The organism is Pedobacter sp. (assembly GCF_046462515.1).
GTDB lineage: Bacteria > Bacteroidota > Bacteroidia > Sphingobacteriales > Sphingobacteriaceae > Pedobacter.
Window position 1 is genome coordinate 62106 of the sequence record NZ_JBKGVD010000010.1, and the last position, 15174, is coordinate 77279.

The 15174-nt window shown below is 35.4% G+C and carries 11 protein-coding genes; 2 read left to right on the forward strand and 9 right to left on the reverse strand.

The genetic code is table 11. The features are described from left to right. Position 1 precedes the first annotated feature (1 nt). The gene (locus ACLHG9_RS15160; protein WP_410222349.1) at positions 2-895 is read right to left on the reverse strand and encodes a ComEA family DNA-binding protein; all 894 of its coding nucleotides are present in this window, start codon (positions 893-895) and stop codon (positions 2-4) included. A gap of 73 nt (positions 896-968) precedes the next feature. On the opposite strand from ACLHG9_RS15160, the gene ACLHG9_RS15165 reads away from it, so the two are divergent. Then, complete coding sequence (locus ACLHG9_RS15165; protein ID WP_410222350.1) at positions 969-2720, forward strand: lysophospholipid acyltransferase family protein; 1752 nt, start codon at positions 969-971, stop codon at positions 2718-2720. A 355-nt stretch (positions 2721-3075) separates the two neighbouring features. Beyond that, positions 3076-4281 (forward strand): hypothetical protein, encoded by a 1206-nt coding sequence (locus ACLHG9_RS15170; protein WP_410222351.1) that lies wholly within the window; start codon positions 3076-3078, stop codon positions 4279-4281. Positions 4282-4350: 69 nt separating this feature from the next. Here ACLHG9_RS15170 and ACLHG9_RS15175 read toward each other — a convergent pair whose 3' ends face one another. The 8 genes from ACLHG9_RS15175 to ACLHG9_RS15210 all read right to left on the reverse strand — a co-directional run bounded on the left by ACLHG9_RS15175 (position 4351) and on the right by ACLHG9_RS15210 (position 15169). Then, entirely contained in the window at positions 4351-5775 is a 1425-nt protein-coding gene (locus ACLHG9_RS15175) for a hypothetical protein (RefSeq protein ID WP_410222352.1), read from the reverse strand. 146 nt (positions 5776-5921) lie between these two features. Beyond that, a complete protein-coding gene (locus ACLHG9_RS15180) occupies positions 5922-8726 on the reverse strand; it encodes a TonB-dependent receptor domain-containing protein (RefSeq protein ID WP_410222353.1) in 2805 nt (934 codons plus the stop codon). A gap of 113 nt (positions 8727-8839) precedes the next feature. Next, entirely contained in the window at positions 8840-9352 is a 513-nt protein-coding gene (locus tag ACLHG9_RS15185) for a DUF962 domain-containing protein (protein WP_410222354.1), read from the reverse strand. Between the two features lie 91 nt (positions 9353-9443). Then, a complete protein-coding gene (gene rny, locus ACLHG9_RS15190) occupies positions 9444-11006 on the reverse strand; it encodes a ribonuclease Y (protein WP_410222355.1) in 1563 nt (520 codons plus the stop codon). Positions 11007-11175: 169 nt separating this feature from the next. Next, complete coding sequence (locus ACLHG9_RS15195; protein WP_243361496.1) at positions 11176-11466, reverse strand: cell division protein ZapA; 291 nt, start codon at positions 11464-11466, stop codon at positions 11176-11178. Between the two features lie 31 nt (positions 11467-11497). Next, positions 11498-11788 (reverse strand): hypothetical protein, encoded by a 291-nt coding sequence (locus tag ACLHG9_RS15200; RefSeq protein ID WP_410222356.1) that lies wholly within the window; start codon positions 11786-11788, stop codon positions 11498-11500. Between the two features lie 37 nt (positions 11789-11825). Then, positions 11826-14222 (reverse strand): phenylalanine--tRNA ligase subunit beta, encoded by a 2397-nt coding sequence (gene pheT / locus ACLHG9_RS15205; RefSeq protein ID WP_410222357.1) that lies wholly within the window; start codon positions 14220-14222, stop codon positions 11826-11828. A gap of 110 nt (positions 14223-14332) precedes the next feature. Next, on the reverse strand, positions 14333-15169 hold the full coding sequence (locus ACLHG9_RS15210; protein WP_410222358.1) for an endonuclease/exonuclease/phosphatase family protein: 837 nt from the start codon (positions 15167-15169) through the stop codon (positions 14333-14335). Positions 15170-15174 lie beyond the last annotated feature (5 nt).

Here is a 15174-nt window from a genome sequence, read left to right on the forward strand (position 1 = left end):
TTTAAAATTCAAGGTAAAGCGAAATCCTTTGGACGATTTCGGGGCTCAAGATAAGTACTTTATTTAAATCTTCCGAACTTTTATAATTACCATGCTGCTTTCTGTACTGTATAATTGCGTTTGCCTGTTTTCCCGTCAAATAAGGATGGTTTTTAAGTTCTTCATATTGAACGGTATTGATATTAAGTTTCTTTAAATTTTCTTTGTTGACGGTTATTTCATCTTTAATCTGGTTATACTTTGTGCTATCTATGCCAAATACTTCCATCAATTGCTCTTTTTTATAAAAACCACCTAATCTTTCACGGTATTTTACAATACGCCGGGCAAATGCCGGACCTATACCCCTGATCAAAGTAAGTTCGGTGGTATCTGCGTTATTGATTTCAACCATAACGGGTTCTTTCTTTATGAACGAACTTTTAAAATTATTTTCCTGTTTTTGAGCTGTTATCTGTACATAAGGCAATAATTCCTCATACTTCTGGGGAGAAATTGTGTACATTTTTTTCAGATCTTCAGGTTTATAGAACCTACCGCCTTTTGCTACATAATTTACAATAGATTGGGCTTGTTTTAAAGATAAGCCTAATAGTTGCCATTTGTTGGCGTCTATAATATTAGGGTCAAAATAAAAGTAAGCTATCTCGGATTTAATCTCTCTTTGCGGGTAATCTTTTGAGATATAATTGTGAGGACTAAGGGCATTATTATTCTCTATCTCCAATTTCTGTATTGCGGCTATATCACTATTACTCAATACATTCTCTTTATGATAATAATACCGATAGATGAGTGGGAATAAACAGGACAGCAATATTAAGCTCAATAATAATATTAAACCATTAAATTCTGCTTTTGTAAACACAATGTACTTATTCAACCAATTTTTCATTGCGCAAAACGTTTAGTATAAATATAAATCTTATTTTTGAAACTGCTTATTAAAAAATAAGCCTGCCTCATACATGAAAATTATTACTACTAAAGAATTTGCTCAGGCAACAAAAATAGATAAGTTAGGTGTTCCCGGTCTTGCTGCTTTATTAATGGAAGTAATGAAACTCAACGATATTAATAAAGTCTTTTCTCAGAACCAACATTTTGAAGGCTTAGAATTTGTTGACAAGATATTAGAGACTATTGGAGTTTCCATAGATTTTGATGAAGAGGATCTTAAAAACATTCCGAAAACAGGAGGTTTTATAGCCATTGCCAACCATCCTTATGGAGGGGTTGAAGGTTTGGCCCTAGTAAAATTACTTTGTGCTGTACGCCCTGAGGCTAAAGTAATGGTTAACTTCATCTTAAAAAAGATACCTAATTTAAGTCAGTTCTTCGTAGCGGTAAATCCGTTTGAGAATATACAGCATTCATCAAGTATAAGTGGTTTAAAAACTACCTTTGACTTGTTACAAAGTGGTACGCCAATTGGTATTTTTCCTGCGGGAGAGGTTTCTACCTTTAATGTAGAACAACAGGAAGTAACAGACCGTTTATGGCATCCAGTAGTAGGTAAACTGGTAGCAAGAGCCAAAGTACCTGTTGTACCTATTTATTTTCATGGAAATAATGGTGTTTTGTTTAATATCTTAAGCTTCATCCACCCTACACTGCGTACGGCCAAACTGCCTTCAGAATTTTTAAATAAACAGGGGCTCAAAATAAAGGTAAGAATTGGTAAACCTATCAAAATAGAAGACATTTCATATAACAGGGACACCAATAAATTACTGGATTTCTTACGTGCACGCACTTATGCTTTAGGTACAAGTATTGAAGAGGAAAAGAAATTATTCAATCCTATCAGTCTGTTCAAGATCAAGAAAAAACCTGCAGAAATTGTTGAAGAAACAGATAAGGACCTGATTGTAAATGAAGTTTCTCAGCTTGAAGATTATAAAGTCTGGGAAGAAAAAAATTACGAGGTGTATATCGTACCTACTACCTCCATACCTTATATACTAAGAGAAATAGGCCGCTTAAGAGAAATTACTTTCAGGCAAGTGGGCGAAGGCACTAACAAAAAAATAGATCTTGACAATTACGACATCTATTACAATCACCTATTTATCTGGGATAAAGAGGCACAAATGATTGTAGGAGCTTATCGTATTGGCAAAGGCGACGAAATCCTGAACACAATGGGCAAAAGAGGTTTCTATATTTCTGAGCTTTTCAAGATTAAAGAGCCTTTTTATCCGGTTTTACGTCAGGGAATTGAATTAGGACGTTCCTGGATCAGAAAAGAATATCAGCAAAAACCTCTGCCTCTTTTCTTATTATGGAAAGGTATCTTAAAGTACTTACTGCTAAACCCACAGTACAGATATATGTTTGGTCCGGTAAGTATCAGCAACAGCTTCTCTAAGTTCAGTAAAGCACTCATTGTGGATTTTATCACTAAAAATCACTTTGATTACGAAATGGCCCATTATGTTAAGCCACGTAATAAATTCAAAGCAGACCTTACTTCTATTGACAAAGACCTCTTGATAGAGAACAGCGAATCGCTTAAAGACCTTGATGGTTTAATTGCCGATATTGAAAGCAATCATATTAAAATCCCTGTTCTCCTGCGACAGTACATGAATTTAAATGCCAAGATCATCTGCTTCAATATAGACCCTAAGTTTTCAGATTGTCTGGATGGATTTTTAGTAGTCGACACCCAGAAAATACCTGCTGAAATGCTGGAAAAAATTGGAAAAAACATGTAATAAATAGTAAAAGCCCTGACATCCATCAGGGCTTTTTACCATCAACTAACCTAAACTGTATGAATAAAATACTACCAAATATTTTACGCCTCAAAGGTAAGATCGTAGTATTAAGCTTCTGTAAAGAACAGGTTATTTTATAATAGTCTTAACAACTCAACATTTTGAACAAGATCAGTGCTGTTTTTTTATTGAAGACTCATTTTTCTATGTTAACTTAGTTCAAAACGTTATATACTTTACATTAACTTAACTCCAAAAATCATTTTCAGTTAAAACCATTGTTTTTCTACCAGATTCCTTAGGTTTATTATGTTAATTTTATTTAAATTCATTGTTAACTCAATATTAACAAATGAATTCTGTTATAAAATATAAGCTGTTCTGGTTATTAGCGCTGACGATAATGTTATCTGCTTTTACGCCTGTAAAAGGACAACAATACAGCTTTGAATTTTATGACGGAACTTTTAATTTCAGTATAGACAGCACATTCCAAAAAAATTTTTCTGCAAATCTTAATTCAAACAATGTTCGCCAGTTTTATCATCAGCTCAATAATGCCAATACTAAAGACCTAATCTCTTCTTTAAAGAACTATAAAGAGAAATACCAGCTCAATGATTGGCTGTATTATCAGCTCATTAGAAAAACAGCGGAACAACTAAGCCCTAAGGCAAAAAATTATTCCAGTTATACTTTATACAAGTGGTTTCTCATGATAAAATCTGGTTATGATGCCCGGGTTGCGATAGGTAACAACCAGATTATCTTTTATATCCGTTGTGATGAGGATATTTCTGACATTCCTTTTTTTATAATCAATGACAAGAAATACATGTGCCTTAATTATCACGATTATCAAAAAATGTTTAAACAGGCTGACACTTATATTCCTGTTGACATAGAGGTTAAAGGAGCAGAAAAAGCTTTTAGTTATAAAGTAACTAGAATGCCTGAGTTTAAGCCCGAAGATTATAGTGAAAAACAGATTACCTTCAATTACAAACATAAAACATATCATTTTAATGTGAAGGTAAATACTGAGATTGCCCAGATTTTTGCCAATTATCCGGGTGTTGATTTTGAAACTTATTTTAATATTCCTCTAAGCAGAGCAACTTATCAGTCCTTTATTCCATTAATAAAAGAAAATGTAAGAGGAATGCCTGTTAAAAAAGGGGTCGATTATCTAATGCAGTTTACAAGATATGCGTTCTTATATGAAAACGACCAGGAAAATTTTGGTAAAGAAAAGCGTCTATCTCCTGAACAAACTCTTCTTTCTGCTTACAGTGATTGCGACGATCGTGTAGGGCTGTTTTTTTTGCTGGTTAAAGAAATCTATAACTTACCGATGATTGCTCTACTCTATCCTACCCATATTACCATGGCTGTAGCATTTGATAAGCCTGTTGGCCAAAGTATAAGTTACAATGGCAAGCTTTATTCTGTTTGCGAGCCTACTCCCCAAAAAAGAAATCTTAAAATAGGTGAAGTTGCTGACCATTTAAAAAAACAGAAATATGAAATTGTATATGCTTATGAGCCTTCTTTATAAGTATATTCTCTCATAAAAAAAGGCATCAAAACATAATGTTTTGATGCCTTTATATTTAAGTTACACGTATTATTTTACTGCTCCTGGAGTAGTATAAGCCAATGATTGCGGATCAAAGTGTGCCCATCCTGCTGTCCAGTCAGTTGCTCCGAAAGCGCCTTTATAAGCTACAGTTTTATCAAAGAAAGTATCACCTGTAAACTTAGCATCGGTAAACAAAGCTCCCGTTGCTGCAATAGAACCTGCTTTTAAAGTAAAATCTGGGCGACCAACTTTAGTACTTAAATCTTTAGAGAACAAGTTTGGAGCATTGAATAAATCTGCTGCATATAATGCATCGTTAAAAACGTTATTAGCTCTTAAGCTGGTTTCAAATAATGCTTTGTTTTCGCCTTTTACTTCATTTCCTTTAGAGTTACAAGAAACAACAATATTGTTCATGAATTTTAAAGCCCCAGAAGTATAATTTGTAGAAGTAGCACCTGCAGTAGCAACTTTGCTATCATCTATATATATTCCTTCAGGGAAACCTGCAAAAACACTGTTAAATGTGCTTAATGCAGAGTTACGGCGAATTTGTGCCGCATGCTGGAAGTTAGCGTTCTGTTTACCTTTATCACCAGCCGCTGAAATTGGGCCGATAATAGTAATATTAGAGAAAATAGCGCTTGTTTTTGGAGTTAAGTTAGAACCCGATCCATCATTATCTGATTCAAAACCATTTGAACCTGACTGGTCGGCTGTAACTATTAAACGCTGGCCTACTGCAAACTGAATTTTACCAGAGTAACCAAAGTCAGTATCAAAATCATCATCCCATCCATCAATAGCAACTAAGTGTTTAGCATTTACAGTTCCACCAAACCACTCAAAAGAATCATCTCCTGAACGGTAAACCTGTACATAATCAACTGTAGTACCATCACCAACACCACCAAAAGTAACACCGTTGATTTCATTATCTGGACTTAGAGGAATACCAGCAAACTCTACACGTACATATTTTAATACACCTGAGTTATCATGCGGGTCGTTACCTCCGTATTTACCTTTACCAGAACCGTCATCTGCTATACCTTCAATAGATACGTCTGTTCCTTGGTTAACAGGTGCTTTACCTAATAAAATCAAACCACCCCAGTCACCTTCTCTCCTCGCGCCAGCTGGTTGAGCCGAAGTAAATACAATTGGTTTGTCAACTGTACCTTCTGCCATAATTTTTCCGCCACGAGAAATTACTAAAGCGCCTTTTGTAACTTTATCACCTTTAATAATAGTACCTGGCTCAATAGTTAAAGTAGCACCAGAAGTTACATAAACCGTACCTTTTAAGAAGTAGATCTTATCAGCAGTCCATTTAACATTTGTAGAAATATCTCCTTTTACCTCTACCATACCATTACCTTGGTCAATAGGATCATCTACTACTTTTTTTGAACAACTTGTTACGATTAATAGTAATGCAAAAGCTGCAAATAATAATTGTTTTTTCATCAGATTTTATTTGTTTTAAATTCTTTTTACCGGATTTAATGCCCGTTTCCTATTTTTATTTTGGTTATACAAATATCTATATGATGTTTAACCTGCCTGTTAATGTTAATTTAAATTCATGTTAAGATTAACTGGCCAATGTTAAATTAAAACACATAAGAGAATGACAAAGAGTAATTACTGCCCGCTTTGTAACTGCTTATAGTCTGATCATTTGTACTTGATGTTGCATTGGCAACAGGATTATATGTTTTTGAATTGTCTTTATCAAAATACAATACATTTCTCTGGTTTAATATATCTCCTGCATTGAATTTAAATTCTGCCTTTTTAGAAACCTTATAGCTTAACTGAAAGTCTATAACATCGCGTGGATTTTCCCACACACTAGGGAACTGCTGCCCTCCTGCTTTATAAATTTTACGACCTACCCTGTTATACAGCACATTAACCCCCATCTTATTTTGCAGCAAGTTATGCTGTATACCTGCATTAATTACATAAGGAGCCTGCCCAACCATTGGTCTTTCTTTTTCCAACAATTGCGGATTGTTTGGATTTTCTACTTTTGACTTAATGATCGCAACATTTGCATAAAGCGTTGTATTTTTTAAGAAATCTGCAGTGCCCATAAAGTCAAGTGTTTTTCTTCCTTCAAATTCAATCCCATAAGTACTTGCTTTTTTAGAGTTGAAATAAGAAACAATAGGAGTTGAATTCACATCATCTATATATGATTCTATAGCATTGTTAAAGTTTTTATAGAATGCCGATACTGATAAAATTTGTCCGGCCGAAGGATAAAATTCATAGCGTAAATCTATATTATCAATCAATGCACGTTTTAAATGCGTATTTCCAGCCTGGATAGCTAACAGTTCATAATCATAATACTGAAACGGAGCTAATTCTCTAAGTTCTGGTCTGGCCAAAGTACGTGCGTATGATACTCTGAAATTAGCTTTAGGGGTAATACTGTAAGTAAAGTTTGCCGATGGCAGAATATCAAAATAATTTTGTTCTATAGGATCTATTAAAGTGCTGAAGGTATTCAGATTAACCCTAAACTGTTCAGCTCTTACCCCCCAAACTACTCTCATTTTCTCACCAATCTTATTATCAAGCATTAAATAAGCTGCATTATTAAATGTATTTGCAGTATATTTATCACCTGCGTTGGCAATTTCATCTAAACGATATTTCCCTGCATTTATTAGATCATTTCCAAACAAGGTGTTCAATGGACGTATTCTAATATCATTGGCCTCGGTAGGGTCATTTGTATTAAGTACCAAACCTATAAAACGAACATCAAAATCGCGGTCTCTGTATTGAGAGTTTAAACCTGCTTTAAATGTTGCATTTTTAGAAAACATGGTTAACGGCAGCGAATAATTTACTGTTCCTGCATAACCATTTTCGTGCATTTTAGAGAATAAACGGGTGTTAGCTTTACCTAAACCAGTTATACTAGCTCTAAAACCATTTGGATCATCCCTATCTGCAACATTTCTAAAATACTCAACCTTACGCTGATCTGGCTGATCATTTAAAACATCATCAAAAGATAATGACCAGTTAATCTTATCGTTCTTGTTACTTACTTTATGATTACCTTCTATAGTAGATTTAAACAAAGTTTTTTGCAACAGGTCAAAAGCATAAAATCTAATATCACCTCTGGATACATCATTACCTTCTCTGTACAGGTAAGTATCATCAAATACTTTATTATAAATATTTTTAAAGGTGATTTTGCTATTGCCGTAGCTATAGGCAAAATTGGCTAAAGCGCCTAAACTAGTAGAAAATTTATACTGATTATCAACAAGGTTGTAAACGTGAAAGCTTCTAGTTAAATCAGGGGTAATACTTTGCGAATTCCTGTAAGTCAATGCAAAAATAGCTCCCAGTTTTTTGTTGTTCTCAAAGCTTTTCGTTTTGCCCAAGCTCAACTGGTAGTTTTGAGTAGGTAAGGCACTCATAGAATATTTATTCCAATCGTTAGGCAATGTTTTAATGGCCGCTATATTTTTAGCTGGATCTAAGCCCGCTGAAATGGCATTGGTACCTGGAAAATTAGCGGCTAACTCTCTGTTCCCCCCATCAAAGCCTAAATAATTGATACCAGCACGTGGACCACTGATAAAGTCTTTAAAAGTAGAAGCTGTATTATATCCTGCTCCAATTCCTATTGAAACAAAATCATTATCAGGTACGTCTTTTGTAATTACCTGTATCGCTCCGCCTGTAAAGTTACCCGGAAGATCTGGAGTGGCTGTTTTATTAATAATCAGATTATCCACTAAAGAAGAAGGAACAATATCAAAAGAAAATGCTTTTCTGTTAGGTTCAGTACTTGGAAGCTCAGCATGATCTAATAACGCAGTATTATAGCGATCTCCAAGCCCGCGTATTACCACAAATTTATTATCCTGAATATTAGCACCGCTAACCCGTTTTAATACATCTGATGTATTTCTATCCGGGGATCTTTTAATAGATTCTGAAGATATGCCGTCACTTATTGATGCACTGTTTTTCTGTTGGGCGTATAAGGCATTTACGCTTTCCTGCTTATAACTTCCGGTAATAACTACTTGTTTCAGCGTTTGAGAGTTAGCTTCTTCCATTACCACATTTAAATTGGTAACAGTCCCCTCTTTTACTTCAACATCTGTAATTTTTTTGGTAGCATAACTTACATAAGATATTTCTATCGCATATTTTCCGGGAGTTAATCCTGATAAAGTGTATTTACCATCTATATCCGTAGCTACACCTCTTGTTGTTCCGGCAATTTTAACAGAAACACCTATCAGGGTCTCTCCTGTTTTTTTATCCGATACAGTTCCTGAGATTTTTCCTGTTCCCTGGGCGAAAACAAACGCACTGCTCAGTACCATAATGGTAATCAGAAATGCTTTTTTTAGAGTTAATTGTGATTTCAATTTTACTGTTTTTTGTGTTTCAGCAAAACTATTATCACAATGTTAGCTCTCCATTAACAAGATATTACGATTTAATTACCGTAAAATTAAGACAATGTTAAATGACCTAACAGTTAATATTTTAGCCCTATTTTTTTACATATAAAATGTAGCAACCAGATTGGCCCTATTAACAGAAATTTAACATCATCTAGGAATGAAGGCTTTTTCCCTTCTATTTTATGCCCTATAAATTGACCTATCCAAGCCAAAACAAAAATAACAGCAAAAATGATCCAAGCTTGCGGTCCTCCTTCTTTTTCCCACATCTCCAACTGCACAATACCAAAGCTCATGGCAAAAATCACCCATACCATCAAAAAAAACAATACAGGCGAAAGCCTGAAATAATAGTACATGGCAAAGGCGATTAAAAAAGATGCCCAGTTAAAAAAAGTTTGGTATTGGCCCAAAAAGCTCAATTGAGGAAAAGGGATAAGCCAGATTAAACCTAACAGACTGAATACGATTAAGGGCACACAAATCCAGTGAATTAGCTTATTTGTTTTATTCTGGTGACTTTCAGCATATTTATCAAACAGAATATCAACAGGTCTTTTAGGATTTGTGGCAGCGGTCTTACTCATAATCTACAATTTTAATCGTCCCATAAAAATAGAAAAAGCGACGGAGATTTCCATCGCTTTTAAAATTATGTTTTAGAATTTACTTTCTGTATTATTTAGCAAATGCAACCGAACGGGTTTCTCTGATTACTGTTACTTTAATTTGTCCAGGATAAGTCATTTCTGTTTGAATACGGTTTGAAATATCGGCGGCTAATAATTCTGCTTGCTGATCACTTACTCTTTCGCTCTCTACCACCACGCGCAGTTCTCTACCAGCTTGTATAGCGAAAGTTTTTTCTACACCAGGATATGACAATGCCAGTTCTTCCAATTCTTTTAAACGTTTAATATAGCTCTCAACTACCTCTCTTCTGGCACCTGGTCTTGCACCCGAAATTGAGTCACAAGCCTGTACAATTGGCGATATCAACGAAGTCATTTCTATCTCGTCGTGGTGTGCGCCAATTGCATTACATACCTCAGGGTGTTCCTTATATTTTTCTGCGAGCTGCATGCCCAAGATAGCGTGTGGTAATTCAGGATTATCATCAGGCACTTTTCCAATATCATGTAACAAGCCTGCGCGTTTAGCCAGTTTTGCATTTAAACCTAGCTCTGCGGCCATGGTGGCACAGAAATTGGCAACCTCACGTGAGTGATGCAAAAGATTTTGCCCATAAGATGAACGGTAACGCATACGCCCTACCATTCTGATCAGTTCAGGATGCATACCATGAATTCCAAGATCAATTACTGTACGCTCACCAATCTCGATGATTTCTTCTTCAATCTGCTTTTTGGTTTTTGCTACAATCTCTTCAATACGTGCTGGGTGAATACGACCATCTGTTACCAAGCGATGTAAAGCTAAGCGGGCGATTTCTCTTCTTACCGGATCAAATCCTGATAAAATGATTGCTTCGGGTGTGTCATCCACTATAATTTCGATACCTGTTGCCGCTTCAAGTGCTCTAATATTTCTACCTTCACGACCAATTACACGGCCTTTAATTTCATCATTTTCAAGATGAAAAATTGAAACCGAGTTTTCAATAGCTGCTTCAGAAGCGGTACGTTGTATAGTTTGTATCACTACCTTTTTAGCTTCTTTGCTGGCTGTAAGTTTAGCTTCGTCAACAATATCTTTGATTTGCATCAAAGCCTGCGAACGGGCTTCACCTTTCATATTTTCCACCAATTGATTTTTAGCCTCGTCAGCAGTTAAACCGGCAATGGTTTCAAGTTGTTTAACATGTTGTTGCTTTAAAACATCTACTTCTTCCTGCTTTTTTATAGCCAGATTGGTTTGACGCTCTAAATTTTCACGTTGTTTATCTAATTCCTGTTCTTTACGACTGGCATTTTCTAAACGTTGATTTAAAGATTGTTCTTTTTGTTTGATGGTATTCTCACGTTGACTGATTTCATTGTTACGTGACTGAACCTGTTGCTCATGCTCAGCTTTCAACTGCAAGAATTTTTCTTTGGCTTCGAGCATTTTATCTTTTTTAAGCATTTCTGCACTGCTCTCAGCATCTTTTAACATTTTTTTAATCTTACTCTGTGCCGCTACCTCCTGTTGCTTTAACAGATTACGCAATAAGAACCTTCCTATTGCTATGCCAACTACAAGGCCGGCTAAAACATATCCTAAAATTTCAATGATACCCATGTGTTTTTATATAAAAAAACCGTAACTAAATTAAAATGCTTCGTGCGCTGGTAATTGCGGGGCAATAAACCCAAAATTGAAACATTATAATCTAACTACGGTCAAATTATATTTTAGCTATACTAAGTTTAAAGAAGCCTTATTCACTTCCAAAAACATAAAGAACGATTTATTTTATTAAAAACCCGTTAAGCAAACTATCTAATTCTTCAACTTTATCAGCTACAGACGTATCCTGCTGTTGCACTTTTTGCTCGGCTCTTAAAACTGCCGTGGCATAGTGCAATACAGCCATCGATAATAAATCTTGTTTATCTCTGACCGCATAATTTTCTTGATATTCTTTTATACGCTCATTAATAATCTTAGCTGCACGTCTTACAATTTCTTCTTCTTCAACATTTACCTTTAGCGGATAAATGCGATCAGAAATAGTTATTTTAATCGAGATTTCTCCCATTTTTTAGCTTTGTTTCAATTTTTTGCCTTCACTATTTCTTCAGCAAGGCTACACACTTATCAATTTCTCGCACAAATTCGTTAATTTTTTGCTTTATATCAAGAGTCTTTTCATTTGTACCCTCAATACTTTTCGCCAGCTTAAGAACTCTGAGCTTTTCATCAAGATCAGTTTGCTGTACTCTTAAATCGGCTAAAGCTGTTTTAGTCTCCTGATTTTCACGCCTTAACAAACTATTTTCCTCCTGCAATGCTTTGCAAAGCTCAATAAGTTGAGCCGTTTTAAGGAAAACACCATCGAGTTGTTCTGAAACTGAAGACATCTTAATTTTTTATTTCCGTGATTACTTTATTTTCTATTTACCTTATTTCTGCCTGTACCGCCTGAGCTAAGTTAGTAATTATCTTTTGCATAATTGCATCTATCTGTTTATCGGTTAAAGTCTGTTCTTCATCCTGCAAAGTGAAGTTAAGCGCATAAGATTTTTTACCTTCAGGTAATTTATCTCCCTGATAAACATCAAATATCTGTACTGCTTTTACCAGTTTTTTTTCTGCTTTTAAAGCAATGCCTTTCAATTGGTCAAATGTGATATTTTGATCAACCAAAAGCGACAAGTCTCTACGCACCGCCGGGAATTTAGGTACTTCTTTATTTACAATCTTATTTTTACGTACAGTATCAATCAGTAAAGCCCAGTCAAAATCTGCATAAAAAACTTCTTTATCAACTCCGGCCTGTTTTCTGTCGTTTTTGGTAGCAGAACCAAAAGTTACCAGTACTTTCTCTCCTCTAAAATATTTCAATCCGTAGGTAAAATCCTGGTTGGCTATTTCTTCAAACTGAAAATTCGCAATGCCTAAACGACTTAAAATTGCATCGACAGCTGCTTTGATATGATAAAAATTAGTTGGTTTTGCACTTTGGTTCCATTGCTCAGCTTGTTGAGCACCACTGTTAATTAACAATAAACGTGGACGTTCTACATATTCTCCATCAATTAAATGATAAGTCTTTCCAAACTCATAGAACTTAATATCGGCATTTTTACGGTTCTGATTATAAGCTACACTTTCTAAAGCTGGTTGTAATAAGCTTTGGCGCATTGCATTTAAATCTGAGCTCAGCGGGTTTAAAATCTGTACCGCTTCATCAGGGTTTTTAGAGTAAGCCAGTTTGGTTAACGAGTTACACCATATCTCTATATAATTATTAGCCGTTAACATATCGGCCACTAAGTTTTGCAGATTCTCTTTATTAGGTTTCTGTGTATAAGCCAAAGAAGCATTAACTTTTGTAGGGATATGGATATTGTTATAGCCATAAATCCTTAAAACTTCTTCTGTAATATCACACTCACGGGTAACATCTACTTTATAAGGTGGTACTTGTAAGCTTAATCCCTCAACGCTTTCCTGAGCAACCTCAATACCTAATGCTTTAATAATAGATCTGATCTCCTCTTTAGGAATATCCTGACCAATTAACTTGATAATATTAGCATAAGTAACCTCAACATGAAAAGGCATTACCTTAACGGGATAAATATCAGATACTTGAGATGAGATTTGCCCACCCGCAACTTCTTTAATTAATAAAGCGGCGCGTTTTAAAGCCAGAACAGTCATATCAGGATCTGTACCTCTTTCAAATCTGAAAGAAGCATCGGTCTTTAACGCATGCCGCTTTGAAGTTTTTCTAACCGAAACGGCGTTAAAATAAGCGCTCTCTAAAAAGATATTGATCGTACTCTCACTCACACCCGATTGCTTACCACCAAATACACCTGCTATACACAAAGGTTTTTCAGCATCGGCAATCATCAGATCTTCTGAACCCAGTTTACGCTCTACCTCATCTAAAGTAACAAAAGGTGTATTTTCAGGATATTTTTTTACAAGAACTTTTTTACCGGCAATCTGATCTGCATCAAAAGCATGCAAAGGTTGTCCTAATTCATGCAATACATAATTGGTAACATCAACAATATTATTTATAGGTCTTATACCAATTACAGCCAGCTTGTTTTTTAACCAGTCTGGCGAAGGCTTTACGGTAACACCGCTAATAGTTACACTACTGTAACGAGGGCAGGCTTCCTGATCTTCAACGGCAACATCAATGGTCAGATTTTCATTTTCGGTTTTAAACGCTGAAACATCAGGCATTTGATAACCTGCACGCAGATATGCTGCAATATCACGGGCAACCCCTAAATGAGAAGCCGCATCTGCACGATTAGGCGTTAACCCAATCTCAAACATATAATCATCTTCAAGATTGAAATATTTTTTTGCTAGTAAACCTATCTCAACATCTTCAGGCAAAACCATAATACCTGCATGCGAAACACCTAAGCCAATTTCATCCTCGGCACAGATCATACCTTCAGAAACTTCACCCCTGATCTTCGATTTATTGATTTTAAAAGGTTCTCCCTCTACAGGATATACAATTGTACCCACTGTAGCTACCACAACTTTCTGACCTGTGGCAACATTGGGAGCCCCACATACGATCTGCAAAAGTTCTGTACCGCCAACATCTACCTTAGTAACACGTAAACGGTCGGCATTGGGGTGTTGCACACAATCTGTAACATAACCAATCACCAATCCTTCTAAACCTCCTGCAACGGCTTGCACTTTCTCTAAACTTTCTACCTCTAAACCTATATCCGTTAAGATCAAAGAGAGTTCTTGTGGGGTCTTATCGGTTTGAATAAATTGTTTTAACCAGCTATATGATATTTTCATGAAATTTATGGTTGTGCCTTAAGTTAAAAATCAAATTTCTGTGGCTTTTAACTCAGAAAAATAAATAAAATGCAAAGATATTATTTAATAAAGTAAGTTTTAGCACATTTTTATTTAAAACTGATTTTTACAAAAACCGGCAAATGATCTGAAAAGAAACGCTGGTCTTTGCTATCGGTTAGAACGGCATATTTAATAACTTTAAAAGTATGATTTACAAAAATATAATCTATCCGCTTTTTCAACGGGCTATTATAATTAAAATCATTAAATGTACCATTAGGCCCGTAAGGTGGTTCCTCCGTAATGTCTTTGCTATCCTGTAAAAAAGATTTAATGGTTGTAATGGCTTCGGTTTCAGGCGTAACATTCAAATCCCCCATAAAGATAACCGGTAATTTAGGTGCTATTTGTTGGATTTTTTGCTTGATTAGCAGAGCAGATTGAATTCTGGCCTGTACACCTTTGTGATCATAATGGGTGTTGAATACCAAAAACTCTTTTTTATTCTGCTTATCGTATAAACGCAACCAGGTACAAATACGATTTAAAGCCGCATCCCAGCCTTTACTTGGTGTCTCCGGTGTTTCCGAAAGCCAAAACGTACCTCCATCACGTTTTACAAATCTTTGCCTATTAAAAAACAAAGCTGAAAATTCTCCCTGTCTTTTTCCATCATCTCTGCCTACACCAAATGCTTCAAAGTTTGGCATAGCCGATAAAAAATCAAATTGCTCAGGCAATGCTTCTTGCACACCTAAAATATCAATATTATGAAACTTGATCAGGGCTTTAACATTTTCCTGCCGGTTTGGCCATGCATTTTCACCATCGTTAGGTGTATTTAGCCTGATATTATAGGTTAAAATATTGATCGGCTGTTTTTGGGCAAGTGTACAAACAGATAAAAAACAAAGTGTGATTAATAAATAACAGATCTTCCTCATATTAT